This is a genomic window from Bhargavaea cecembensis (assembly GCF_000826125.2).
GTDB classification, from domain to species: domain Bacteria; phylum Bacillota; class Bacilli; order Bacillales_A; family Planococcaceae; genus Bhargavaea; species Bhargavaea cecembensis_B.
Genome location: NZ_LN651373.1, coordinates 690,084 through 714,222 on the forward strand (window position 1 = coordinate 690,084; position 24,139 = coordinate 714,222).

The following is a 24,139-nucleotide window of genomic DNA, read 5'->3' on the forward strand; positions in this document are numbered from 1 at the left end:
CCGGACCGTCCGGATCGGCGGCGGCCTGGAGATCAGCCGGGCGCAGGCGGCACAGGCGGAAGCCGCAAAACCCGCTCCCGCCGCGGAAATGAACCCGATCGTCCTGAAGCCGTCGGATGACCGGCATGCCGACATCATCCTTCTCGGCAAGCCGGCCGGGCGGATGGGCGGGATGGAGTACCGCGAGAAGTTTTTCCGGACCGGGCTGGACGCCATCCGTTCGTCGCTCGGGCGCCTCGCGGAGCGATTCGAAGCGGTCGTGATCGAAGGGGCCGGAAGCCCGGCGGAAGTGAACCTGAATGACCGCGAGCTCGTGAACATGCGGGTCGCCCGGACGGCGGATGTCCCGGTTCTGCTCGTCGCCGACATCGAGCGGGGCGGCGTGTTCGCATCGATCGTCGGGACGCTCGACCTGCTTTCGGAGGAGGACCGGCGGCGGGTTAAAGGGCTCATCATCAATAAATTCCGCGGGGACCCCCGCCTGTTCGACGACGGGATTGCATTTCTTGAGGCACGGACAGGCCTGCCCGTGCTCGGCGTGATCCCGTTCATGGACGGCCACGGCATCGAAGAGGAAGACTCGCTCGGCGGGAAGGAAGCGCGGACGGGCGAACCCCGGTACGGCGACTGGGCGGCGCATTTCCGGAAGCACGCGGACTGGCCGCAAATCCGCCGGCTCGCAACCGGGGAAGGGGTCTCATGATCACCGGATTCCTCCTCGCGCTCCAGTTCTTCACATCCGTCCCGGTGAGGAAAAACTTGCCGATCGGCGGGAGGGAAACGGTCTGGATGTTCACGCTTTATCCGATTGTCGGCGGACTGATCGGACTTGCGGCATGGGCGGCGACCGCGCTCCTTTCCGGCCCGGCCGGCACCGGCCCGCTGCTCAGCGCGTTCGCGGCCGTTCTTGTTTTCGCCGTCCTTTCCGGCGGCCTTCATCTGGACGGCTGGGCCGACATGGGCGACGCGTACTTTTCGTATAGGGACCGGGAAAAGCGGCTGGAGATCATGGGCGACCCGCGGATCGGCGCGTTCGGCACGATGGCGCTCCTGTTCCTTTTGCTCGGCAAAATCGCCGTGTTGAGCGAGGTGATCATGAGGGGCGGCGCGGGATGGATGGTGTTCATGCTCGTGCCGTTCGCCGCGAGGGCCGGACTCGCGCTTTACTGCTCGTCGGCACCGCAGGCAAAGGATTCCGGACTGCTCGTCTTTCTTGGGTCGAAGGCGGGCGGTGCGCGGGTCGGCATCCCGGCTGCGCTGATGCTGCTCGCCGGCCTCGCCGCCGCGTCGGCCGGACTCGGGACAGTCGCCCTGCCGGCGGCTTTCCTTTTGGTGGTTTTGGTCGCCGTTGCCGGGTTCCGGCAGTGGACGATCCGGAATTTCGGCGGGGCGACCGGCGACCTCGCCGGCGCATTCGTGGAAGGGAGTGAACTGCTGCTGTGGACCGTCCTTTTGTTCTTTATTTGATCCGGCATCTTGAAACGGCCGCAAACCGCGAACGGCGCTATGTCGGCTGGACGGATGTGCCGGTATGCGTGAAGGCGGATCCGGCGAGTTTTGAAGCGGATGTCATCGCCGGCAGCGACCTCGTCCGCTGCCGCGAGACGGCCCGTCTTTTATTCCCCGGGGCGGCGTATGAGGCGATGCCCGAGTTCCGGGAATGCCTTTTCGGGGAATGGGAAATGAAGACGTACGATGACCTGAAGGGGGACGCCCGGTACCGGAAGTGGATCGACGACCCGTTTTCCGGAAAACCGCCGGGCGGGGAACGTTTCGGGGACATGGAAGCGCGTGTCCGGGCGGGTCTCATGCGGCTGAAGGCGCATCCCGGACATTCGGCCGCGGTCGTCACGCACGGCGGTCCGGTGCGGCTGCTGCTTGCGGAACTCGCGCCGGACGAGCGGCCGTTCTTTGACCGGGCCGTCCCGCCGGGTTCCGTTTACCGGCTGGAATGGAAAGACAGGCAAGACTGGGAGGAGGGGAAGCGATGCACATCTATGTCGGCGGTTCCCATAACGGGAAGCGGGACTTCGTGAAGGAGAGGCTTGCCGGGGAGGACTGCGTCTGGATTGAAGCCGGCGGGCTGGACCGGCTGCCGGACCCTCCGCGCGGCATCGTCATTCTCGCAGGGATTGAAGAATACATATCGAAGGTTCATACAGATGAAAGGGAAGCGGTCGGCGAAGTGCGGGAGTTCGTCCGCGCCGCGGAGCCGGGCGGCCTGGTCCTCATCATCACGGACATCGGCCGGGGCATCGTCCCCGCCGACCCGCACGCACGCTGGCTGCGCGACACATGCGGCCGGCTGAATCAGCAGCTGTTCCGGGAGGCGGACCGGATCACGCGCATCTGGTACGGCATCCCGCAGGAAATCCGCTGAAACGAAAAGGAGGAGAAACGATATGGGAATCTACACACGCACGGGAGACACGGGAAAAACGGCGCTCATCGGGGCGAGGGTGTTCAAGGACGATCTCCGGGTCGAGGCATACGGCACGACCGATGAACTGAATTCATTCATCGGCAAGGCGATGACCGAATTGCCGGAAGGGGAGTTTGTGGATCTGCTGGAAGACCTCGAAACGATCCAGCACGAGCTGTTCGACTGCGGCGGCGACCTGGCGAACGTGACGGAAAAGCGTCAGGAGAAGCTGCAGCCGGAATCCATCGACCGGCTCGAGAAGCGGATCGACGAACTGATGGAAGAAGCGCCGCCGCTTGAGCGGTTCATCCTGCCGGGCGGCTCCGGACCGTCCGCCACGCTGCATATCGCGCGCACCGTCGCGAGACGTGCGGAGCGCCAGATCGTCCGGCTCATGAACTCCGGCGAAGCCATCCCGGAAACCGGCCTGCGCTATATCAACCGGCTGTCGGATTATCTGTTCGCCGCCGCCCGGATTATCAATTCCCGACTCGGGCAGCCGGACACCGAATACGCCCGGAGCGCCAAAGTGTTCCGGAACACCGGCCGGAAAAAAGACGGGAGCGGCGGGGAATGAAGAACACCCGGCTGCTCGCGCTCACCGCGCTCACGGCCGCCATGTGCGCAGTCGGCGCATTCATCAAAATCCCGCTCGGCATCGGCTCGGCCGCGCTGGATTCGGCCCCGGCACTCGTATCGGCCGTCTTCCTGNGGAGGGGAAGCGATGCACATCTATGTCGGCGGTTCCCATAACGGGAAGCGGGACTTCGTGAAGGAGAGGCTTGCCGGGGAGGACTGCGTCTGGATTGAAGCCGGCGGGCTGGACCGGCTGCCGGACCCTCCGCGCGGCATCGTCATTCTCGCAGGGATTGAAGAATACATATCGAAGGTTCATACAGATGAAAGGGAAGCGGTCGGCGAAGTGCGGGAGTTCGTCCGCGCCGCGGAGCCGGGCGGCCTGGTCCTCATCATCACGGACATCGGCCGGGGCATCGTCCCCGCCGACCCGCACGCACGCTGGCTGCGCGACACATGCGGCCGGCTGAATCAGCAGCTGTTCCGGGAGGCGGACCGGATCACGCGCATCTGGTACGGCATCCCGCAGGAAATCCGCTGAAACGAAAAGGAGGAGAAACGATATGGGAATCTACACACGCACGGGAGACACGGGAAAAACGGCGCTCATCGGGGCGAGGGTGTTCAAGGACGATCTCCGGGTCGAGGCATACGGCACGACCGATGAACTGAATTCATTCATCGGCAAGGCGATGACCGAATTGCCGGAAGGGGAGTTTGTGGATCTGCTGGAAGACCTCGAAACGATCCAGCACGAGCTGTTCGACTGCGGCGGCGACCTGGCGAACGTGACGGAAAAGCGTCAGGAGAAGCTGCAGCCGGAATCCATCGACCGGCTCGAGAAGCGGATCGACGAACTGATGGAAGAAGCGCCGCCGCTTGAGCGGTTCATCCTGCCGGGCGGCTCCGGACCGTCCGCCACGCTGCATATCGCGCGCACCGTCGCGAGACGTGCGGAGCGCCAGATCGTCCGGCTCATGAACTCCGGCGAAGCCATCCCGGAAACCGGCCTGCGCTATATCAACCGGCTGTCGGATTATCTGTTCGCCGCCGCCCGGATTATCAATTCCCGACTCGGGCAGCCGGACACCGAATACGCCCGGAGCGCCAAAGTGTTCCGGAACACCGGCCGGAAAAAAGACGGGAGCGGCGGGGAATGAAGAACACCCGGCTGCTCGCGCTCACCGCGCTCACGGCCGCCATGTGCGCAGTCGGCGCATTCATCAAAATCCCGCTCGGCATCGGCTCGGCCGCGCTGGATTCGGCCCCGGCACTCGTATCGGCCGTCTTCCTGCCGCCCGCCGCGGCCGGCGTCGCGGCGATGATCGGGCATTTCGTCTCGGCATTGACGGCCGGGGCCCCGCTCGGACCGCTGCATGTCCTCATCGCCGGCGAAATGTTCGTCATCATCGGGGCGTTTGCTTATCTCCACCGGAAAGGATGGCACCGGCTGAAATGGTGGTTCTTCATAGTGGCGAACGGCTTCCTCGCCGTCCTGCCATTTTACTGGATCATCTCGCCGGCCTTCTTCGCCGCGTCCGTCGCCGGCATCATGGTCGCCACATTCGTGAATGCGGCACTCGCCGCGGTTGCCATGCCGCTCGTCCGCAAAGCCGCCGTCCGGAAGGGGCCGGTCCGATGAGGAACGCGCTCGAACTCGGGGACGGCCTCATCGTCACGACCGACAACTCCGGCGGCATCGGCATGAAAGAAGCGGATCTCGTCCGGGCGCCCGATGAAACGGTCGCCTATTTTTCCGCCCGGGTCGCCCTGCTGGAGCAATGGGCGGCCGGCGCGGATCCGGCGGCGGTCCTGTTGCATAATTTCACGGGGAATGAAAGCTGGGAAGATTATTGCGAAGGAGTGCGGAGAGTATTCGCGGAAAGCGGCCTCGCGCCGGTCCCGGTTTCCGGAAGCACCGAGACGAACATGGACATGCGGCAGTCCGCATTGGCCGTCACGATGATCGGCAAGACAGGAAAGTATTTTGCTGAGCGGGACGGGGAGTGGTTCCTGTACGGCCAGCCGCTCGTCGGCGACGCCGTCATCCGGGAAATCGGGAAAATCGCGGACCTCGGAAAGATCAGATCGGCGCTCGATGCGGGAATCGCCGAAGCCGTCTGGCCCGCCGGCTCCCGGGGCGTGGCAGCGGAATGGGAACGGCTTGCCGGCCGGCCGCTGCGGGAGTGGCCGGAAGGGATTGACCCGGCAGCATCGGCAGGCCCCGCCACCGCCGTGCTGATCCGGGTCCGCCCCGGTGAAGAAGAACGGGCGGCGGAACACTTCGGCCCATTCTTCGGCCGGATCGGATAAGGAAGAAGAAGGAAACCGGACTCTTTTGGAGTCCGGTTATTTTAATGGGAGCGGGAGGGGTGTCCGGTTTTTCGGGTGAGTCGTCCGGATTTGGCCTTGAGTCGTCCGCATCCGGCCTTGAGTCGTCCGTATCTCGCCTCGAGTCGTCCAGGTTTTTATTTCCAGGTGAGAGGTGTCCGGTTTTTCGGGTGAGTCGTCCGCGTTTGGCCTCGAGTCGTCCGCATCCGGGCGTGAGTCGTCCGCATCCCGCCTTGAGTCGTCCAGGTTTTTATTTCCAGGGGAGGGGCGTCCGGTTTTCCGGGTGAGTCGTCCGCATCTGGCCTCGAGTCGTCCAGGTTTTTATTTCCAGGCGAGGGGTGTCCGGTTTTTCTGGTCTGGTCCCTGTCAAGTTTACAGTTGATTCTGTCCGATAAAGATTCAGGCAGCCAACACACTTCCGACCTCGGCAGGAGGCACGCCGTGCTTGAGCTGGAGGCGTTCGTGGTTATAAAAGTAGATNGGTTCTTCATAGTGGCGAACGGCTTCCTCGCCGTCCTGCCATTTTACTGGATCATCTCGCCGGCCTTCTTCGCCGCGTCCGTCGCCGGCATCATGGTCGCCACATTCGTGAATGCGGCACTCGCCGCGGTTGCCATGCCGCTCGTCCGCAAAGCCGCCGTCCGGAAGGGGCCGGTCCGATGAGGAACGCGCTCGAACTCGGGGACGGCCTCATCGTCACGACCGACAACTCCGGCGGCATCGGCATGAAAGAAGCGGATCTCGTCCGGGCGCCCGATGAAACGGTCGCCTATTTTTCCGCCCGGGTCGCCCTGCTGGAGCAATGGGCGGCCGGCGCGGATCCGGCGGCGGTCCTGTTGCATAATTTCACGGGGAATGAAAGCTGGGAAGATTATTGCGAAGGAGTGCGGAGAGTATTCGCGGAAAGCGGCCTCGCGCCGGTCCCGGTTTCCGGAAGCACCGAGACGAACATGGACATGCGGCAGTCCGCATTGGCCGTCACGATGATCGGCAAGACAGGAAAGTATTTTGCTGAGCGGGACGGGGAGTGGTTCCTGTACGGCCAGCCGCTCGTCGGCGACGCCGTCATCCGGGAAATCGGGAAAATCGCGGACCTCGGAAAGATCAGATCGGCGCTCGATGCGGGAATCGCCGAAGCCGTCTGGCCCGCCGGCTCCCGGGGCGTGGCAGCGGAATGGGAACGGCTTGCCGGCCGGCCGCTGCGGGAGTGGCCGGAAGGGATTGACCCGGCAGCATCGGCAGGCCCCGCCACCGCCGTGCTGATCCGGGTCCGCCCCGGTGAAGAAGAACGGGCGGCGGAACACTTCGGCCCATTCTTCGGCCGGATCGGATAAGGAAGAAGAAGGAAACCGGACTCTTTTGGAGTCCGGTTATTTTAATGGGAGCGGGAGGGGTGTCCGGTTTTTCGGGTGAGTCGTCCGGATTTGGCCTTGAGTCGTCCGCATCCGGCCTTGAGTCGTCCGTATCTCGCCTCGAGTCGTCCAGGTTTTTATTTCCAGGTGAGAGGTGTCCGGTTTTTCGGGTGAGTCGTCCGCGTTTGGCCTCGAGTCGTCCGCATCCGGGCGTGAGTCGTCCGCATCCCGCCTTGAGTCGTCCAGGTTTTTATTTCCAGGGGAGGGGCGTCCGGTTTTCCGGGTGAGTCGTCCGCATCTGGCCTCGAGTCGTCCAGGTTTTTATTTCCAGGCGAGGGGTGTCCGGTTTTTCTGGTCTGGTCCCTGTCAAGTTTACAGTTGATTCTGTCCGATAAAGATTCAGGCAGCCAACACACTTCCGACCTCGGCAGGAGGCACGCCGTGCTTGAGCTGGAGGCGTTCGTGGTTATAAAAGTAGATATATTCCTCGATGGCAATCCGAAGCTCCTCAAGAGACCGAGGGTCGCCAAAGCAGGCAATCTCAGTTTTGAAGTGACTGAAAAAGCTCTCGATGCATGCATTATCCCAACAGTTGCCGCGCCGTGACATGGACGGTGTCAGGTTCATCGACTGAAGGCGTTTCTGGTATCTCAGGCTCATAAACTGGCTGCCCTGGTCGCTGTGGATAATGGCCTTCTTCCGGTTCCCTTTCACCTTCTCCAGCATCTCGAGCGCTTCCAGGACCAGGCCGGTGTCCTGGTTCGGCCCGTAGGCGAATGCTACGATCGAGTCGTCGTACAGGTCCTTAATGGCGCACAGATAGGTCCAGTGTTCCGTAGGAACGAAAGCGCGCACGTATGTGATATCCACCGAGAATTTCTTCATCGGCTTCGTGGCTTTAAAGTTACGCTTCAAGAGGTTCTGCGCCACCTTCCCCTCTGTACCGCCGTGACGGTACCCTTTGCGGCGAATCCGACATTTGAGCCCATATCGGCGCATGATTCTGGAGATTCGCTTGATATTGACGGTGAGCCCGAACTCTCTCTGGAGCGCCAGCTTGATCCGGCGTCGCCCATAGGTTCCCCGGGACTTGGCGAACACCTTGGAGATATAGTGAAACATCTGCTCATCCTTGAGATCCTGGGCAGAGTGATCCTGCCGCTTCTTCCACTTGGCATAACCCTGCCGGGAGACATCCGACGCCTCCGCGAGGAGGGAGACCGAAAAGGTGTCCTTATTCAGGTCGATGAACAGGAAACTATCTTGTTTGCTTAACACCCCCTTTTCAGATCCAAGAGCTTTTTTAAGAGGAGGATCTCCGCCTTCTGCAGTTCAATCAGAGCATCCTTCTCATCCGACGGTTTCCGGCCATTCTTGCCCCTGGCGTCATGCAAAGCCTCGAAGCCATCCATCTCCACTTTTTCGACCCAGCGTCGGATCGTCCGATCCGAGACATTGTACGAAAGAGCCAACTCCTCAGTGGAAGAGCCTTCAAAAAATTCCTCCACTGCTTTCACTTTTATATCGTAATCCCGCTTCTGGTTCATTTTTCGGCACCCCTTTTCGTTACTCCTAGTGTGACAGAATCAAGGTGTAAACTCTAAGGGGACCATATCACGGGCGTGAGTCGTCCGTATCTCGCCTTGAGTCGTCCAGGTTTTTATTTCCAGACGGAGCAATCCGGATTTCAGCCGAACCGTCCGTTGCGGACCTCGCGTCCATCCCGTACAATCAGGGGAAGCGCCGCCGATTTTTTAAGATACATGGCAAAATTCTAAAATAGTGTTGACTGAACGCTCATTCATTATTAAACTGTATCTATATAGATCGCCGGGATCGGGCATGCGTCCGCAGCTGAAAGCGGATTCAGAGAACGCCGTCCGGCATCGGAAAGGGGAGGACATTGTGAACCCATTGCTCATTGCCAACTGGATTTTATTCCTGGCCGTCGTTGCCTACGGTCTCGGACTGTTCACATACGTCGTCAAAACACGAATCCAGTTCATGAGGCTCGGCAAGAAAGAGGAGTTTGACCTCAAGCTCCAGGAACGCCTCCACATGATCTGGGTGAACGTCTTCGGTCAGAAGAAACTTCTCAAGGACAAGAAGAGCGGCGCGATCCACGTCATGTTCTTCTACGGATTCCTGCTCGTCCAATTCGGGGCGATCGATCTCATCTGGAAAGGGCTGAAGCCGGACTCGCATCTGCCGTTCGGCCCGGTGTATCCGGCATTCACGTTCTTCCAGGAAATCGTCGTCTTCATGATCCTCGTTGCGGTCGTCTGGGCATTCTACCGCCGCTACGTGGAGAAGCTCGTCCGTCTGCGACGCGGCTGGAAAGCGGGGCTCGTCCTCATCTTCATCGGGACGCTCATGCTGTCGACGCTCGTCGCGAACGGCATGAACATGATCTGGCACGACCATGCCGCGACATGGACTGAACCGATGGCGTCGTTGATCGCCTCTGGATTCCGGTGGATGCCGGCGACGGCGGCCGCGGCCGTGTTCTTCGTCGCCTGGTGGGTCCACCTGCTGACGCTGCTTGCGTTCCTCGTGTACGTGCCGCAGTCGAAGCACGCCCACTTGATCGCGGGTCCGGCGAACACGTTCCTCATGCGCTTTGACCGCCGCGGCAAGCTCGCGCCGATCGACTTCTCCGTACTGGAAGAAGAAGGCGATGACGAAAGCGAAGAAATGCCGACGATCGGGGCCGGCAAGATCGAAGACTTCACGCAGCTCCAGATGCTCGACTTCTACGCATGCGTCGAGTGCGGGCGCTGCACGAACATGTGCCCGGCGACCGGCACCGGCAAAATGCTGTCGCCGATGGACCTCATCACGAAGCTGCGCGACCACCTGACGAACACGGGCGCCGTCGTGACGAAGCAGAAACCGTGGGTGCCGCAGTTCATGTTCAACGACACGCGCGGCAACCAGCTCGCCGTGGCCGCAGGTGCGGAAGGCGCGGTCATCGACGACATCTATAGCCCGTCGCTCATCGGCGATGTCATCACCGAAGAAGAGATCTGGGCGTGCACGACTTGCCGGAACTGTGAAGATCAGTGCCCGGTCATGAACGAACACGTCGACAAGATTGTCGACCTCCGCCGCTACCTCGTCATGACGGAAGGCCGCATGGACCCGGATGCGCAGCGCGCGATGACGAACATCGAGCGCCAGGGCAACCCGTGGGGCCTCAACCGGAAGGAAAAGGAAAACTGGCGCGATGCGCGTCCGGATCTCCACATCCCGACGGTCAAGGAAGCGAAGAAAGCGGGCGAGGACTTCGAGTACCTGTTCTGGGTCGGCTCGATGGGCGCGTTCGACAGCCGCTCGCAGAAGATCGCGCTCTCGTTTGCGCATCTGATGAACGAAGCGGGCGTCAAGTTCGCCATCCTCGGCAACAAGGAAAAGAACTCCGGCGACACGCCTCGCCGCCTCGGCAACGAATTCCTCTTCCAGGAACTCGCCGAAGGCAACATCAAGGAGTTCGAAAAGAACGACGTGCACAAGATCGTCACGATTGACCCGCACGCCTACAACATTTTCAAGAATGAATATCCGGACTTCGGATTTGACGGGATCGTCTACCACCATACCGAGTTGCTGTACAAGCTCATCATGGAAGGCCGCCTGAAGCCGAAGTACGCGATCAACGAAAAGATCACGTTCCACGACTCATGCTACCTCGGCCGTTACAACGACGTGTACGATCCGCCTCGCGAGATCCTGAAGTCGATCCCGGGCGTCGAACTCGTCGAAATGGTCCGCAACCGCCAGGACGGCATGTGCTGCGGCGCGGGCGGCGGTCTCATGTGGATGGAGGAAGACGCCGGTCACCGCGTGAACGTGGCGCGGACCGAGCAGGCGCTCGAAGTGAACCCGTCCGTCATCTCCTCCGGCTGCCCGTACTGCCTGACGATGCTGTCCGACGGAACGAAGGCGGTCGAAGTCGAAGACAAGGTCGGCACATACGACGTCGCCGAATTGCTTGAGCGCTCGATCTTCGGAGACAATCCGGAAACCGCGGTCGTTGAAGAAGAAGAGCCGGTTCTGCAGTAAGCCGTTGCACCGTCTTTGAAAATTCGATACAATGAAACAAATGAGAGAGGGAGTGCATTGCGTCACTCCCTTTTCTTCGGACGATTTGCCGAGCGAGCGTTCAGTCAACGGGATTTTTATCCGTGACCGGCGCACGCCCGGCTTTTGCCGAAAGCGGTTTGAAAACGCTCTCAACTTCAAAAGGGGGAAATTCACATGGCAAAAACGGTCATCCTCGGCGGCGCCAGGACGCCATTCGGAAAGTTCGGCGGACTGCTTGCGAAGAAAACGGCAAGCGATCTCGGCGGCACGGCGATCCGCGCGGCGCTCGAACGCACGGGAACTTCCGCGGAAGAAGTCGATGAAGTGATCATGGGAACGGTATTGCAGGGCGGACAGGGCCAGATCCCGTCCCGCCAGGCCGCCAACAAAGCCGGACTCCCGTGGAGCACGAAAACGGAAACGGTGAATAAAGTCTGTGCATCCGGAATGCGGAGCGTCACGCTCGCGGACCAGATCATCCGCCTCGGAGACGAGGAAGTGATCGTTGCAGGCGGCATGGAATCGATGTCGAACGCACCGTACTACTTGCCGAAGGCCCGCAGCGGACTGAAGATGGGCGACGCGCCGATCATCGACGGCATGATCCACGACGGGCTGTCCTGCTCGTTCCACCCGGACCGCGTCCATATGGGGAACTACGGGAATTCCACGGCGGAAAAAATGGGGCTCACCCGCGAAGCGCAGGACGACTGGGCGCTCCGCAGCCACGAGCGTGCGGTGAAGGCGATCGATGAAGGGCTGTTCGTCGAGGAGATCGTCCCGGTGGAAGTGCCGGCCCGAAAAGGCCAGACGATCCACGTCGGCGAAGACGAAGCCCCCCGCCGCGACACATCGAAAGAAACGCTCGCGAAGCTCCGTCCCGCATTCGGCAACGACGGCACGATCACGGCCGGCAATGCGCCCGGCGTGAACGACGGCGCCTGCGCGCTCGTCCTCATGAGCGCGGACCGTGCCGAACAGGAAGGGAAGGACGTTCTCGCGGAAATCATCGGCCACGCGGAAGTGGCGGTCGAACCGGAAAACTTCCCGCAGACGCCGGGACTCGTCATCAATGAACTGCTGAAGAAAACCGGCAAATCGCTCGGCGACATCGATCTGTTTGAAATCAACGAAGCATTCGCGGCCGTTGTGCTCGCCAGCTCCGAAATCGCGAAGCTCGACCCGGAAAAAGTGAACGTGAACGGCGGCGCCGTCGCGCTCGGCCACCCGATCGGCGCAAGCGGCGCGCGCATCATCCTGACGCTTGCCCACGAACTGAAGCGCCGCGGCGGCGGAACCGGCATCGCTGCGATCTGCTCGGGCGGCGGCCAGGGCGACGCCATCATGATCGAAGTACCGAAGACGGACGAGGGGGAATAAGGAATGGATATTAAAAAGGTAATGGTGATCGGAGCCGGCCAGATGGGCGGAGGCATCGCGCAAGTGTGCGCCCAGGCCGGATTCGACGTCACCCTGAACGACATTAGCGAAGCATCTTTTGACAAGGGCCTCGGCGTCATCGAGAAGAATCTGGCCCGCAATGTGGAGAAGGGCCGCATGACCGAAGAGGAAAAGAGCGCGGCGCTTGGCCGGATCACTAAGTCCGTTGACCTGTCGGACGCGAAAGACGCGGACCTCATCATTGAAGCCGCCGTCGAAAAGATGGACATCAAGCAGTCGATCTTCAAGCAGCTCGACGAAATCGCACCGGCACACGCCATCCTCTCGACGAACACATCGGCCCTGCCGATCACGGAAATCGCCGCAGTGACCGGCCGTCCGGAGCGCGTCATCGGCATGCACTTCATGAACCCGGTCCCGGTCATGAAACTCGTCGAGATCATCCGCGGCCTGGCAACGGCCGACGAAGTGTACCAATCCGTCGAAGACATGACCCGCAAGCTCTCGAAGACACCGGTCGAAGTGAACGACTACCCGGGCTTCGTCTCGAACCGCGTCCTCATGCCGATGATCAACGAAGCGATCTTCACGCTTTATGAAGGCGTCGCCACGAAGGAAGCGATCGACGAAGTCATGAAGCTCGGCATGAACCACCCGATGGGCCCGCTCCAACTCGCCGACTTCATCGGACTCGACACATGCCTGTACATCATGGAAGTCCTCCAGGAAGGCTTCGGCGACCCGAAATACCGCCCGTGCCCGCTCCTCAGAAAATACGTCAACGCCGGCTGGCTCGGAAAAAAATCCGGCCGCGGCTTCTATGTTTATGAGTGATTGGGTGACTTTGGAGTGTGAGTGAGTTTTAGTGAGTTTTAGTGCGCGAGTGAGCCGNTAAGGAATGGATATTAAAAAGGTAATGGTGATCGGAGCCGGCCAGATGGGCGGAGGCATCGCGCAAGTGTGCGCCCAGGCCGGATTCGACGTCACCCTGAACGACATTAGCGAAGCATCTTTTGACAAGGGCCTCGGCGTCATCGAGAAGAATCTGGCCCGCAATGTGGAGAAGGGCCGCATGACCGAAGAGGAAAAGAGCGCGGCGCTTGGCCGGATCACTAAGTCCGTTGACCTGTCGGACGCGAAAGACGCGGACCTCATCATTGAAGCCGCCGTCGAAAAGATGGACATCAAGCAGTCGATCTTCAAGCAGCTCGACGAAATCGCACCGGCACACGCCATCCTCTCGACGAACACATCGGCCCTGCCGATCACGGAAATCGCCGCAGTGACCGGCCGTCCGGAGCGCGTCATCGGCATGCACTTCATGAACCCGGTCCCGGTCATGAAACTCGTCGAGATCATCCGCGGCCTGGCAACGGCCGACGAAGTGTACCAATCCGTCGAAGACATGACCCGCAAGCTCTCGAAGACACCGGTCGAAGTGAACGACTACCCGGGCTTCGTCTCGAACCGCGTCCTCATGCCGATGATCAACGAAGCGATCTTCACGCTTTATGAAGGCGTCGCCACGAAGGAAGCGATCGACGAAGTCATGAAGCTCGGCATGAACCACCCGATGGGCCCGCTCCAACTCGCCGACTTCATCGGACTCGACACATGCCTGTACATCATGGAAGTCCTCCAGGAAGGCTTCGGCGACCCGAAATACCGCCCGTGCCCGCTCCTCAGAAAATACGTCAACGCCGGCTGGCTCGGAAAAAAATCCGGCCGCGGCTTCTATGTTTATGAGTGATTGGGTGACTTTGGAGTGTGAGTGAGTTTTAGTGAGTTTTAGTGCGCGAGTGAGCCGCATTTGGGTCCGAGTGAGCCGCAATCTGGAGTGAGTGAGCCGCAATCCATTGCGAGTGAGCCGCTTTTTCGAAACAGAGCCTCCCTAAGAGCGCAGGAGCAGTTCATTCTGGAGGAACACTGCGGATTTGCAATTAGAACGTGAAAGTTGCAATTAGAGCAGCGGATTTGCAATTACCGCCTCCAATTTGCGATTAGCAGGGTAACGCATCACGATAAGAGCGGCTGTGACGCCGCCGGATCGACAACAAGAACGCCAGGAAGCAGAAGAGGTGCACAGCATGGATTTTCATTTCACCGAAGAACAGAAGATGATGCGCCGGATGGTCCGGGATTTTGCGAAGAATGAAGTGGAGCCGTTCATTCCCCGGATGGAAGCGGGGGAGTTCCCACGGGAGATTGTGAAAAAGATGGGGGAGCTCGGGCTGATGGGGATCAGCGTGCCGGAGAAGTACGGCGGCTCGGAGATGGATTACGTGAGCTACATCATCGCGGTCCACGAGCTGTCCCGGGTGAGCGCGGTGACGGGGGTCATCCTGTCGGTCCACACGTCGGTCGGGACGAATCCGATCCTCATGTTCGGTACGGAGGAGCAGAAGCAGAAGTATGTGCCGAAACTCGCATCGGGCGAGTATCTCGGCGCGTTCTGCCTGACGGAACCGCCCGCGGGATCCGACGCCGGCGCCCTGAAGACGCGCGCCGTGAAGAAGGACGGCGGGTATGTTCTGAACGGGTCGAAGGTATTTATTACAAACGGCGGCGAGGCGGATGTGTATATCGTCTTCGCCTCGACCGATCCGTCCGCCGGAACGCACGGCATCACGGCGTTCATTGTTGAAGCAGGCACGGACGGCCTGGTCATCGGCAAGGACGAGAAGAAGATGGGCCTCCACGGCTCGCGGACCGTCGGGCTGACGTTTGAAGACATGAAAGTGCCGGAGGAGAATGTCCTCGGCACGCCGGGTGAAGGATTCAAGATCGCCCTTGCAAACTTGGACGCCGGCCGGATCGGCATCGCCGCGCAGGCGCTCGGGATTGCGGAAGCTGCGATGGAAGCATCGGCCGCCTACGCGAAAGAACGCGTCCAGTTCGGCAAGCCGATTGCGGCCAATCAAGGCGTCGGCTTCAAGCTCGCCGACATGGCGACCCAGGTCGAGGCCGCCCGACTGCTCGTCTATCAGGCCGCGTGGCTCCGTTCGCAAGGGCTGCCGGCGGGCAAGGAAGCGTCGATGGCGAAACTGTTCGCCTCGCAGGCGGCGGTAGACTGCACCATCGAAGGAGTCCAGGTTTTCGGCGGCTACGGCTATACCGAAGACTACCCGATGGAACGGTATTTCCGCGACGCGAAAGTCACCCAGATCTACGAAGGCACGAGCGAGATCCAGCGGCTCGTGATCAGTAAAAGTCTTACGAAGTAAGACTTTCTGCGCGAAGCGTTTGGCGGCAAACGCCTGACCAATGTGAGATTTTCCGGAGATACGCAACGTTCCGGCCGAGATACACAACGTTCCACCAGAGATACGCAACGTTTCAGCGGAGATACGCAACGTTCCGTCAGATAAAGATAACGCTCGGCCTAATAAAGACAACACTCGCGCCGACGACGGCGCTGAGAACAGACGACCAACTGAAAGGGTGTAGAAGATGAACTTTAAACTTTCCGAAGAACATGAAATGATCCGCAAAATGGTGCGCGATTTCGCGACGAAGGATGTGGCGCCGACTGCGGCCGAGCGCGATGAGGAAGAGCGCTTCGACATGGAGATCTTCCACAAGATGGCGGAGCTCGGACTGACGGGAATCCCGTGGCCTGAGGAGTACGGCGGCATCGGGTCCGACTTCCTTGCTTATGTGATTGCAGTCGAGGAGCTGTCGCGCGTGGATGCGTCCGCGGGCGTTGTCCTGTCCGCGCATACATCGCTCGCGGGCTGGCCGGTATTTAAATACGGCAACGAAGAGCAGAAGCAGAAATACCTCCGTCCGATGGCGGAAGGATCGAAAGTCGGAGCGTACTGCCTGACGGAAGCGGGTTCCGGCTCCGACGCGGGCGGGATGAAGACGACGGCCAAGAAAGACGGCGACCACTACATCCTGAACGGCTCGAAGATGTTCATCACGAACGGCGGCATCGCCGACACGTACATCGTGTTCGCGGTTACCGATCCGTCCTCGAAGCACAAAGGCACGAGCGCGTTCATCGTCGAAAAGGACTTCGAAGGCTTCTCCGTCGGCAAGAAAGAGAAAAAGATGGGGATCCGTTCGTCACCGACGACGGAAGTCATTTTCGACAACTGCAAAGTGCCGGCGGAAAACCTGCTCGGCGAAGAAGGCCAGGGCTTCATCATCGCGATGAAGACGCTCGACGGCGGCCGGAACGGCATCGCGGCTCAGGCGGTCGGCATTGCGCAGGGCGCGCTCGACGCATCGGTTGATTACGCGAAGGAGCGTGTCCAGTTCGGCAAGCCGATCGCGGCGAACCAGGGCGTCGGCTTCAAGCTCGCCGACATGGCGACGTCGATCGAAGCATCGCGCCTGCTCACTTACCAGGCGGCATGGCTCGAATCAAACGGCCTCCCGTACGGCAAGGAATCCGCGATGGCGAAGCTCATGGCGGGCGACACGGCGATGAAAGTCACGACCGAAGCGGTCCAGGTCTACGGCGGCTACGGCTACACGAAAGACTATCCGGTCGAGCGTTTCATGCGTGACGCGAAGATCACGCAGATTTACGAAGGCACGCAGGAAATCCAGCGCCTTGTCATCTCCCGCATGCTGACGAAATGACGGGACACGGCAAACCGGCCCGCCATGAGGTGAAGTCGTCCGTCAAAGACGAGACGCTCATCGAGAAGCGCCGCGACCAGATGATCCGCGGGGCGGTGAAACTTTTCAGGGAGAAGGGGTTCCACCGCACGACGACGCGGGAAATCGCGAAGGAAGCGGGCTTCAGCATCGGCACGCTGTATGAGTACATCCGGACGAAAGAGGACGTGCTGTACCTCGTCTGCGACCGGATCTACGACGAGGTGAACAGCCGGCTCGCGCCGCTTGCCGGGCAACCGGGCACGATCGACGGACTGAAGGACGCGATCCGGCAGTACATCACGCTCATCGACGACATGGAAGATGAGTTCACGGTGATGTACCAGGAGTCGAAGTCGCTTCCAAAGACGGCGCTGAAATACGTCCTTGAAAAGGAACTGGAAATGACCGCCCTGTTCGAAAAGATCCTCATCGGCTGCGCGGAATCGGGGGAGATCCGGCTCGGCGAGAAGGAAGCGAAGCTCGCCGCGCACCACATCGTCGTCCAGGGGCAGATGTGGGCATTCCGCCGGTGGGCGATCCATAAACTGTTCACGCTTGAGGAATTCATTACCATGCAGACGGACGAACTGATCAACGGCCTGGCCGTCCGTCAGCGGGAGGGGGAACCATCTTGACCACAGCACCAGTTGAAATCTACCGTCCGGTGAATCATGTCCGGTTCGTGACGGCGTCCAGCCTGTTCGACGGGCACGACGCCTCCATCAACATCATGCGCCGCATTCTGCAGGCGAGCGGCGCGGAAGTCATCCATCTCGGCCATAACCGCGCCGTCGAGGAAGTCGTCAACGCGGCGATCCAGGAAGACGTCCAGGGAATTGCAATTTCCTCCTATCAGGGCGGCCACGTGGAATACTTCAAATACATGCATGACCTGCTTCAGGAAAAAGGCGCGCCGCACATCCGCATCTACGGCGGGGGCGGCGGCGTCATCATCCCGAAGGAGATCAAGGAACTGCAGGACTACGGCATCTCCGGCATCTTCTCGCCTGAAGACGGCCGGCGCCTCGGCCTGCAGGGCATGATCAACGAAATGCTCAAGCAGTGCGATTACAAGACGTCCGAGATTAAAGACCTCGGCCATCCGGAAGACCTGACGACCGACAACGTGCCGCTCCTGTCCGGGCTCATCACGATGGCGGAAGATGCGCACAAAGAAGGCCATGAGGAAGCGGAAAAGATGCTCGAAGAAGTCCGCAAACTGTCGAAAGGCACACCGGTGTTCGGCATCACGGGGACCGGCGGCGCGGGGAAGAGCTCGCTCACCGACGAACTCATCCGCCGCTTCCTGCACGAGCTGCCGGACAAGAAAGTCGCCATCCTGTCGATCGACCCGACGAAGCAGAAGACGGGCGGGGCGCTGCTCGGCGACCGGATCCGGATGAACGCAATCTTCAACAACCGCGTCTACATGCGCAGCCTCGCGACGCGCGGATCGCGTTCCGAACTGTCCGGCGCGATCCGGGATGTGCTCGACGTCGTCCGCGCGGCCGGCTTTGACCTGATCGTCGTCGAGACGAGCGGGATCGGCCAGGGCGATGCGGAAGTCTCGGAAATCTCCGATGCGTCGATGTACGTCATGACGAGCGAATTCGGCGCGCCGACGCAGCTCGAGAAGATCGACATGATCGACTTCGCGGATTTGATTGCGATCAACAAGTTCGAGCGCAAAGGATCCGAGGATGCGCTGCGCCAGGTTCAGAAGCAGTACCAGCGCAGCCGCACGCTGTTCGACAAGGAACTCGACGACATGCCGGTGTACGGCACGATCGCGAGCCAGTTCAACGACAAAGGCACAAACTCCCTGTTCGCCGCGATTGTCGATGTCCTGAATGAAAAATTCGACCTCGGATGGGAAACGTCCTACAAGCATTCGGTGAAAACCCAGAAGCAGAACGTCATCATCCCGAACGACCGCCGCTATTACCTGCGCGAAATCACCGACACGGTCCGCGACTACCATAAGCGGTCGGAGCAGCAGGCGGAATTCGGCCGACGCCTGTACCAGCTTGAGGGAACGCTCGCTCAGATCCGGGAAAAAGGCGGAGACGAAGCGCTCGAGAAATCGCTTGAATCGCTCATGGAAGGCGTCCGGGACGAACTCACGGCGGAATCAAAGCGCATTCTCGACAACTGGGAAAGCCTGAAAGAAGCCTATGCCGGCGAGGAATTCGTGACGAAAGTGCGCGACCGCGAAATCCGCACGATCCTCCGCACGGAAAGCCTGTCCGGCTTGAAGATCCCGAAAGTGGCCCTGCCGCGGTTCAAGGACTACGGCGAGATCCTCCGCTGGGTGTACGCCGAAAACGTGCCGGGCTCGTTCCCGTACACGGCGGGCGTCTTCCCGTTCAAGCGCCAGGGCGAAGACCCGAAGCGCCAGTTTGCGGGAGAAGGCACGCCGGAACGGACCAACCGCCGGTTCCATTATCTGTCGAAGGACGATGACGCGAAGCGCCTGTCGACCGCGTTCGACTCGGTGACGCTCTACGGAGAAGACCCGGACCACCGCCCGGACATCTACGGGAAAGTCGGCGAGTCCGGCGTCTCGATCTGCACGCTCGAAGACATGAAAAAGCTGTACGACGGCTTCGATCTGTGCGCGCCGACGACGTCGGTCTCGATGACGATCAACGGTCCGGCGCCGATCATCCTCGCGATGTTCATGAACACTGCGATCGATCAGCAGGTCCGTCTGAAAGAAGAAGAGCTCGGCCGCCCGCTCAACGTCGAAGAGTTCACGGAAGTCCGCGAAATGACGCTCCAGACCGTCCGCGGAACCGTCCAAGCCGACATCCTGAAAGAAGACCAGGGCCAGAACACCTGCATCTTCTCGACCGAATTCGCACTCCGCATGATGGGCGACATCCAGCAGTACTTCATCGACCACAAAGTGCGCAACTACTACTCGGTGTCGATTTCCGGCTACCACATCGCGGAAGCCGGCGCGAACCCGATCTCGCAGCTCGCCTTCACGCTCGCGAACGGCTTCACGTACGTCGAGTACTACTTGAGCCGCGGCATGTCGATCGACGACTTCGCCCCGAACCTGTCGTTCTTCTTCTCGAACGGACTCGACCCGGAATACACGGTCATCGGCCGCGTCGCCCGCCGCATCTGGGCGGTCGCCATGCGCGAAAAATACGGCGCAAACGAACGCAGCCAAAAGCTGAAATATCACGTCCAGACGTCGGGCCGCTCCCTGCACGCCCAGGAAATCGACTTCAACGACATCCGGACGACGCTCCAGGCGCTCATGGCCCTGCAGGACAACTGCAACTCGCTCCACACGAACGCCTACGACGAAGCGATCACGACGCCGACGGAAGAATCCGTCCGCCGCGCAATGGCGATCCAGATGATCATCACGAAAGAGCACGGCCTCTCGAAAAATGAAAACCCGCTCCAGGGCTCGTTCATCATCGAAGAACTCACCGACCTCGTCGAAGAAGCCGTCCTGGAAGAATTCGACCGGCTGAACGACCGCGGCGGCGTGCTCGGCGCGATGGAGACCCAGTACCAGCGCGGCAAAATCCAGGAAGAATCGATGTACTACGAGCACCTCAAGCACTCCGGCGACCTCCCGATCATCGGCGTGAACACGTATCTCAATCCGAACCCGCCGTCCGAAGATGACATCGACAACATGGAACTCGCCCGTGCATCCAAGGAAGAAAAAGAAACCCAGATCCAAAACCTCCGCACCTTCCAGGAAAGCCACGAAGACAAAACAGCCGAAGCGCTCAAGCGCCTCAAGCAAGCCGCCGTCTCCAACGGCAACATCTTCGAAGAACTCATGGAAACCGTAAAGGTGGCCAGCCTCGGCCAAATCACCGGCGCGCTTTATGAGGTTGGCGGACAATATCGGAGGAATATGTAAGAACTAAATCGAAGGGCGGCTGGTCAGGGGCGACAGGCATAAGACGGTCTGCGGCGCGAGGCCTGCCTCGCAGAGCAGAACGGCTTATGACCCCGAGCCCCTGTTGCCCGAAGCTGGATGAAGCAAAGGCGGAGGGCGGCTGCGTGTGGAGGCGAGTCGTCCGCATCGGGCCCCGAGTCGTCCGCAAACCGGCTTGAGTCGTCCGCATCCGGTCCTGAGTCGTCCAGGTTTTTATTTCCAGGGGTGAGTCGTCCGCATCGGGCCTCGAGTCGTCCGCAAACCAGCTTGAGTCGTCCGCATCCGGTCCTGAGTCGTCCAGGTTTATTTTCCCAGCCGCACGAACCTGCCGCATTCGGACCCGAGCCTGACGCCAAACGGTCTGAACCGCACAGATTTTGATTCCCACCCCGCAGATCACGCGCCAATTCGTGAAAATCACCGATGATGCCCCTTTCAAGGGGCATCATTTAATTCTCCTGATGTATAATGTAGGAAATGTGCCAAGGGGGTCCGTCCGTTGAAGCTGTCCCATCACGTCATCATTATGGTCATCTTGATCGCCCTGACTGTTGTTCTTTATAACCGCGGGCTGGCCGCCATTCCGCTCATCCTGCTGTCCGTCCAGCTGTTCTGGCTGACGTTCCGCGGGTGGCGGCGCATGAAAAAACGGACATGAGGGTGGCATGGTGAAGAGCGGATTGTATATAATGGGGATTATGCCACCGTATGCAGAAAGGACGTGCGCCTCATGAACCTTCATGAACTGACGAAAGAACAATTGAATGAAGAAGCGTTTATAGATCTTGCCTATGCCCTGTTTGAAGAAAGGCGCGAGCCGCTTCCGTTTGATGCCCTCCTGGCGCAGCTCCAGAAATTGCTGGGACTGTCGGAGGCCGAGATGAAGGAACGGCTCCTCCGTTTCTACACGGACCTGAACATCGACGGGCGCTTCCTCGCGCTCGGCGACGGCCGCTGGGCGCTCCGTGAATGGTATCCGGTCGACAAGATTGCGGAAGAGACGGCGCCTGTCGTGAAGACGCGCAAGAAGAAGGCGAAGGCGAAAGTCCAGGACGACGATGAAGACGAAGACCTCCTGGCCGAAGACGAGGAAGAGGACTTCGACGATGTCGACGAATTCGACGAGGACGAGGAAGAAGACTTCGACCTGGACGAAGAAGAGGAAGACGAAGCCGAAGTCGATGAGGACCTGGATCTCGACGAGGAACTCGAAATCGAGGACGACGATGAGGAAGAAGAGGAAGAAGAGGAAGAATGACTTGACTTCTTCCGTCCCCGGGGTTTATGATTTATTCGGGCTCCTGAAAAGGAGATTGGAAACGTGCATATGCGCTCCCCTGCAGAACGGCTTGCAGGGGGCGTTTTTTGTTTTTGGCCATCAAGGGAGGAAGATTGAAGATGACAAAGTATATTTTCGTTACCGGCGGCGTTGTATCCTCGCTCGGAAAAGGGATCGTTGCGGCTTCGCTCGGCCGTCTGCTGAAAAACCGCGGACTTGAAGTGACCATCCAGAAGTTCGACCCGTACATCAACGTGGACCCGGGAACGATGAGCCCGTACCAGCACGGGGAAGTGTTCGTCACGGAAGACGGGGCGGAAACCGACCTCGACCTCGGCCACTACGAGCGCTTCATCGACATCAACCTGTCGAAGTACTCGGCCGTCACGACCGGCAAGATCTACTCCACCGTCCTGAAAAAGGAACGCCGCGGCGACTACAACGGCGCAACCGTCCAGGTCATCCCGCACATCACGAATGAAATCAAGCAGCGCGTTCTCCGCGCGGGCAAGGAAACCCATGCAGATGTCGTCATCACCGAAATCGGGGGAACGGTCGGCGACATCGAATCCCTGCCATTCCTTGAAGCCATCCGCCAGCTGCGCAGCGACCTCGGCCGCGATGAAGTCATGTACATCCACTGTACGCTCATCCCGTACATCCACGCGGCGGGCGAAATGAAGACGAAGCCGACCCAGCACAGCGTCAAGGAACTCCGCGGCCTCGGCATCCAGCCGGACCTCATCGTCGTCCGCACCGAGCAACCGGTTCCTCAGGACATGAAGGACAAGATCGCCCTCTTCTGCGACATCCGTCCGGAAGAAGTCATCGAATCCCGCGACGCCGAAACGCTCTACCAGATCCCGCTCGCCCTTCATGAACAGGGGATGGACGACCTCGTCCTCGACCGCCTGCGCATGATCGCGCCGCAGCCGGAACTCGCCGAATGGAAAGCACTCGTCGACCGGGTGAAGTCGCTTTCGAAAACCGTGAGGATCGGCCTCGTCGGCAAGTACGTCGAGCTCCAGGACGCCTACATCTCCGTCGTCGAAGCGCTCCGCCATGCGGGCTACGCGTTCGACGCCGACATCGACGTGAAATGGATCAACGCGGAAGAGATCTCCGACGACAACGCGGCCGGACTCCTGTCCGACGTGGACGGCATCCTCGTGCCGGGCGGCTTCGGCGACCGGGGCATCGACGGCAAGATCGCCGCGGTCCGCTACGCACGCGAGAACGATGTGCCGTTCTTCGGCATCTGCCTCGGCATGCAGCTGGCCTCGGTCGAATACGCCCAGCACGTCATGAAGATGGACGGCGCGCACTCGTCCGAACTCGATCCGTCGACGGCGTTCCCGATCATCGACATCATGCCGGACAAAAAAGACCTCGAAGATCTCGGCGGCACGCTCCGCCTTGGACTGTACCCGTGCAAACTCAAGCCGGGCTCCAAAGCGCAGGAAGCATACGGCGAAGACCTCGTTTACGAACGCCACCGCCACCGCTTCGAATTCAACAACGAATACCGCGACGAATTCGAAAAAGCGGGCTTCGTCTTCTCCGGCCTCAGCCCGGATGGACGCCTCGTCGAAATCGTCGAGCTGCCGGAACACCCGTGGTTCGTCGCCTGCCAGTTCCACCCGGAATTCGTCTCGCGCCCGAACCGTCCGCAGCCGCTCTTCCGCGAATTTATCCGCGCCTCGATCGAAAACCAGAAATAAGCATAAGAAAAGCAGGGGATCCGCCGATTTTGGCCGGGTCCTCTGCTTTTTTGATTGCACAAAAAACGCCCCGCATCCAGGCGGGGCATCCGGTCCGGTCATTCAAATTCCGCAAGCAGCTCCGCGTACTCCAGCCGCACGGCCTCGTAGATGAACAGGCCGGCGAGTGCGTGGGGGAGGACGGTGCGGCCGCCGTCGTCGTCGGGGATCAGCCCTTTTTTCACGCCGAGCGAGACGTAGACGGTCGCGAGGTCCGCGAGTTCATTTCCTTCGGCATCTTCCGGTTCGGACGCGGCTGCGGCGAACGGGATGAACTGCTCAGAAAGATTGCGGGCGAGCGCCAGCGCTTCCTCGTCGTCGGCGGAGCGGGTGAGGATCCAGACGCGGTCGGCACTCGTGACTTCTTCGCCCCGGTAGCGGACGGCGCCGCGGAACGGCTCGGCCCCGCGG

General features: G+C 60.4%; 24 protein-coding genes and 1 pseudogene. 22 read left to right on the forward strand and 3 right to left on the reverse strand.

What is annotated here, in order from left to right; genetic code table 11:
- The 11 genes and pseudogenes from BN1189_RS09030 to BN1189_RS09085 form a co-directional block, all read left to right on the forward strand.
- Positions 1-703 (forward strand): AAA family ATPase (locus tag BN1189_RS09030; RefSeq protein ID WP_143242317.1); only part of this gene is annotated, 703 nt, incomplete at its 5' end.
- Positions 700-1,467 carry an adenosylcobinamide-GDP ribazoletransferase gene (gene cobS, locus BN1189_RS09035; protein ID WP_040227545.1) on the forward strand — a complete coding sequence of 256 codons (768 nt, stop codon included), beginning with the start codon at positions 700-702 and terminating at the stop codon, positions 1,465-1,467. The genes BN1189_RS09030 and cobS, both read left to right, overlap by 4 nt.
- Positions 1,440-2,036 carry a histidine phosphatase family protein gene (locus tag BN1189_RS09040; RefSeq protein ID WP_040227577.1) on the forward strand — a complete coding sequence of 199 codons (597 nt, stop codon included), beginning with the start codon at positions 1,440-1,442 and terminating at the stop codon, positions 2,034-2,036. The genes cobS and BN1189_RS09040 overlap by 28 nt, the downstream gene beginning before the upstream one ends.
- Complete coding sequence (locus tag BN1189_RS09045; protein ID WP_040227581.1) at positions 1,988-2,380, forward strand: bifunctional adenosylcobinamide kinase/adenosylcobinamide-phosphate guanylyltransferase; 393 nt, start codon at positions 1,988-1,990, stop codon at positions 2,378-2,380. The genes BN1189_RS09040 and BN1189_RS09045 overlap by 49 nt, the downstream gene beginning before the upstream one ends.
- Before the next feature lie 22 nt (positions 2,381-2,402).
- The gene (locus BN1189_RS09050; protein WP_040227578.1) at positions 2,403-2,999 is read left to right on the forward strand and encodes a cob(I)yrinic acid a,c-diamide adenosyltransferase; all 597 of its coding nucleotides are present in this window, start codon (positions 2,403-2,405) and stop codon (positions 2,997-2,999) included.
- Positions 2,996-3,133: pseudogene (locus BN1189_RS16890) on the forward strand (ECF transporter S component); the annotation flags it as partial. The gene BN1189_RS09050 and the pseudogene BN1189_RS16890, both read left to right, overlap by 4 nt.
- 13 nt (positions 3,134-3,146) lie before the next feature.
- On the forward strand, positions 3,147-3,539 hold the full coding sequence (locus tag BN1189_RS09060; RefSeq protein WP_040227581.1) for a bifunctional adenosylcobinamide kinase/adenosylcobinamide-phosphate guanylyltransferase: 393 nt from the start codon (positions 3,147-3,149) through the stop codon (positions 3,537-3,539).
- A 22-nt stretch (positions 3,540-3,561) separates the two neighbouring features.
- Positions 3,562-4,158 (forward strand): cob(I)yrinic acid a,c-diamide adenosyltransferase, encoded by a 597-nt coding sequence (locus BN1189_RS09065; RefSeq protein ID WP_040227578.1) that lies wholly within the window; start codon positions 3,562-3,564, stop codon positions 4,156-4,158.
- Positions 4,155-4,640, forward strand: coding sequence for an ECF transporter S component (locus tag BN1189_RS09070; RefSeq protein WP_040227583.1), 486 nt, complete (start codon positions 4,155-4,157; stop codon positions 4,638-4,640). The genes BN1189_RS09065 and BN1189_RS09070 overlap by 4 nt, the downstream gene beginning before the upstream one ends.
- The gene (locus BN1189_RS09075; protein WP_040227585.1) at positions 4,637-5,311 is read left to right on the forward strand and encodes a hypothetical protein; all 675 of its coding nucleotides are present in this window, start codon (positions 4,637-4,639) and stop codon (positions 5,309-5,311) included. Before BN1189_RS09070 ends, BN1189_RS09075 begins: the two co-directional genes overlap by 4 nt.
- 677 nt (positions 5,312-5,988) lie before the next feature.
- A complete protein-coding gene (locus tag BN1189_RS09085; RefSeq protein WP_040227585.1) occupies positions 5,989-6,663 on the forward strand; it encodes a hypothetical protein in 675 nt (224 codons plus the stop codon).
- A 417-nt stretch (positions 6,664-7,080) separates the two neighbouring features.
- On the opposite strand, the gene BN1189_RS09090 is transcribed toward BN1189_RS09085, so the two are convergent.
- Entirely contained in the window at positions 7,081-7,959 is an 879-nt protein-coding gene (locus tag BN1189_RS09090; protein WP_052455554.1) for an IS3 family transposase, read from the reverse strand.
- On the reverse strand, positions 7,953-8,228 hold the full coding sequence (locus tag BN1189_RS09095; RefSeq protein WP_040224721.1) for a helix-turn-helix domain-containing protein: 276 nt from the start codon (positions 8,226-8,228) through the stop codon (positions 7,953-7,955). Before BN1189_RS09095 ends, BN1189_RS09090 begins: the two co-directional genes overlap by 7 nt.
- Before the next feature lie 358 nt (positions 8,229-8,586).
- On the opposite strand from BN1189_RS09095, the gene BN1189_RS09100 reads away from it, so the two are divergent.
- The 11 genes from BN1189_RS09100 to BN1189_RS09145 all read left to right on the forward strand — a co-directional run bounded on the left by BN1189_RS09100 (position 8,587) and on the right by BN1189_RS09145 (position 23,689).
- Positions 8,587-10,743, forward strand: coding sequence for a (Fe-S)-binding protein (locus BN1189_RS09100; RefSeq protein WP_040227602.1), 2,157 nt, complete (start codon positions 8,587-8,589; stop codon positions 10,741-10,743).
- 195 nt (positions 10,744-10,938) lie between these two features.
- The gene (locus tag BN1189_RS09105) at positions 10,939-12,144 is read left to right on the forward strand and encodes an acetyl-CoA C-acetyltransferase (RefSeq protein ID WP_040227586.1); all 1,206 of its coding nucleotides are present in this window, start codon (positions 10,939-10,941) and stop codon (positions 12,142-12,144) included.
- A gap of 3 nt (positions 12,145-12,147) precedes the next feature.
- Entirely contained in the window at positions 12,148-12,999 is an 852-nt protein-coding gene (locus tag BN1189_RS09110) for a 3-hydroxybutyryl-CoA dehydrogenase (protein WP_040227587.1), read from the forward strand.
- A 64-nt stretch (positions 13,000-13,063) separates the two neighbouring features.
- Positions 13,064-13,915 carry a 3-hydroxybutyryl-CoA dehydrogenase gene (locus tag BN1189_RS09115; RefSeq protein WP_040227587.1) on the forward strand — a complete coding sequence of 284 codons (852 nt, stop codon included), beginning with the start codon at positions 13,064-13,066 and terminating at the stop codon, positions 13,913-13,915.
- Between the two features lie 337 nt (positions 13,916-14,252).
- A complete protein-coding gene (locus tag BN1189_RS09120) occupies positions 14,253-15,389 on the forward strand; it encodes an acyl-CoA dehydrogenase (protein ID WP_040227588.1) in 1,137 nt (378 codons plus the stop codon).
- A 226-nt stretch (positions 15,390-15,615) separates the two neighbouring features.
- Positions 15,616-16,755 (forward strand): acyl-CoA dehydrogenase, encoded by a 1,140-nt coding sequence (locus BN1189_RS09125; protein WP_040227590.1) that lies wholly within the window; start codon positions 15,616-15,618, stop codon positions 16,753-16,755.
- Positions 16,752-17,411, forward strand: coding sequence for a TetR/AcrR family transcriptional regulator (locus BN1189_RS09130; RefSeq protein WP_040227591.1), 660 nt, complete (start codon positions 16,752-16,754; stop codon positions 17,409-17,411). The genes BN1189_RS09125 and BN1189_RS09130 overlap by 4 nt, the downstream gene beginning before the upstream one ends.
- Positions 17,408-20,671, forward strand: coding sequence for a fused isobutyryl-CoA mutase/GTPase IcmF (icmF, locus tag BN1189_RS09135; RefSeq protein WP_040227592.1), 3,264 nt, complete (start codon positions 17,408-17,410; stop codon positions 20,669-20,671). Before BN1189_RS09130 ends, icmF begins: the two co-directional genes overlap by 4 nt.
- Before the next feature lie 517 nt (positions 20,672-21,188).
- On the forward strand, positions 21,189-21,347 hold the full coding sequence (locus BN1189_RS16115; protein WP_179860918.1) for a hypothetical protein: 159 nt from the start codon (positions 21,189-21,191) through the stop codon (positions 21,345-21,347).
- Positions 21,348-21,419: 72 nt separating this feature from the next.
- On the forward strand, positions 21,420-21,947 hold the full coding sequence (gene rpoE / locus BN1189_RS09140) for a DNA-directed RNA polymerase subunit delta (protein WP_040227593.1): 528 nt from the start codon (positions 21,420-21,422) through the stop codon (positions 21,945-21,947).
- 140 nt (positions 21,948-22,087) lie between these two features.
- Positions 22,088-23,689: a CTP synthase gene (locus BN1189_RS09145; RefSeq protein WP_040227595.1), complete on the forward strand. Its 1,602-nt coding sequence runs from the start codon at positions 22,088-22,090 to the stop codon at positions 23,687-23,689.
- A 98-nt stretch (positions 23,690-23,787) separates the two neighbouring features.
- Here BN1189_RS09145 and BN1189_RS09150 read toward each other — a convergent pair.
- The coding region (locus tag BN1189_RS09150; RefSeq protein ID WP_040227597.1) for a DUF2529 family protein at positions 23,788-24,139 on the reverse strand (352 nt) is incomplete at its 5' end.

Bases quoted from the DNA above. Each gene is read 5' to 3' on its own strand.
- cobS (WP_040227545.1), top strand. From the start codon at position 700: ATGATCACCGGATTCCTCCTCGCGCTCCAGTTCTTCACATCCGTCCCG.
- BN1189_RS09045 (WP_040227581.1), top strand. From the start codon at position 1,988: ATGCACATCTATGTCGGCGGTTCCCATAACGGGAAGCGGGACTTCGTG.
- BN1189_RS09050 (WP_040227578.1), top strand. From the start codon at position 2,403: ATGGGAATCTACACACGCACGGGAGACACGGGAAAAACGGCGCTCATC.
- BN1189_RS09060 (WP_040227581.1), top strand. From the start codon at position 3,147: ATGCACATCTATGTCGGCGGTTCCCATAACGGGAAGCGGGACTTCGTG.
- BN1189_RS09065 (WP_040227578.1), top strand. From the start codon at position 3,562: ATGGGAATCTACACACGCACGGGAGACACGGGAAAAACGGCGCTCATC.
- BN1189_RS09070 (WP_040227583.1), top strand. From the start codon at position 4,155: ATGAAGAACACCCGGCTGCTCGCGCTCACCGCGCTCACGGCCGCCATG.
- BN1189_RS09075 (WP_040227585.1), top strand. From the start codon at position 4,637: ATGAGGAACGCGCTCGAACTCGGGGACGGCCTCATCGTCACGACCGAC.
- BN1189_RS09085 (WP_040227585.1), top strand. From the start codon at position 5,989: ATGAGGAACGCGCTCGAACTCGGGGACGGCCTCATCGTCACGACCGAC.
- BN1189_RS09095 (WP_040224721.1), bottom strand. From the start codon at position 8,228: ATGAACCAGAAGCGGGATTACGATATAAAAGTGAAAGCAGTGGAGGAA.
- BN1189_RS09105 (WP_040227586.1), top strand. From the start codon at position 10,939: ATGGCAAAAACGGTCATCCTCGGCGGCGCCAGGACGCCATTCGGAAAG.
- BN1189_RS09110 (WP_040227587.1), top strand. From the start codon at position 12,148: ATGGATATTAAAAAGGTAATGGTGATCGGAGCCGGCCAGATGGGCGGA.
- BN1189_RS09115 (WP_040227587.1), top strand. From the start codon at position 13,064: ATGGATATTAAAAAGGTAATGGTGATCGGAGCCGGCCAGATGGGCGGA.
- BN1189_RS09120 (WP_040227588.1), top strand. From the start codon at position 14,253: ATGGATTTTCATTTCACCGAAGAACAGAAGATGATGCGCCGGATGGTC.
- BN1189_RS09125 (WP_040227590.1), top strand. From the start codon at position 15,616: ATGAACTTTAAACTTTCCGAAGAACATGAAATGATCCGCAAAATGGTG.
- BN1189_RS09130 (WP_040227591.1), top strand. From the start codon at position 16,752: ATGACGGGACACGGCAAACCGGCCCGCCATGAGGTGAAGTCGTCCGTC.
- rpoE (WP_040227593.1), top strand. From the start codon at position 21,420: ATGAACCTTCATGAACTGACGAAAGAACAATTGAATGAAGAAGCGTTT.
- BN1189_RS09145 (WP_040227595.1), top strand. From the start codon at position 22,088: ATGACAAAGTATATTTTCGTTACCGGCGGCGTTGTATCCTCGCTCGGA.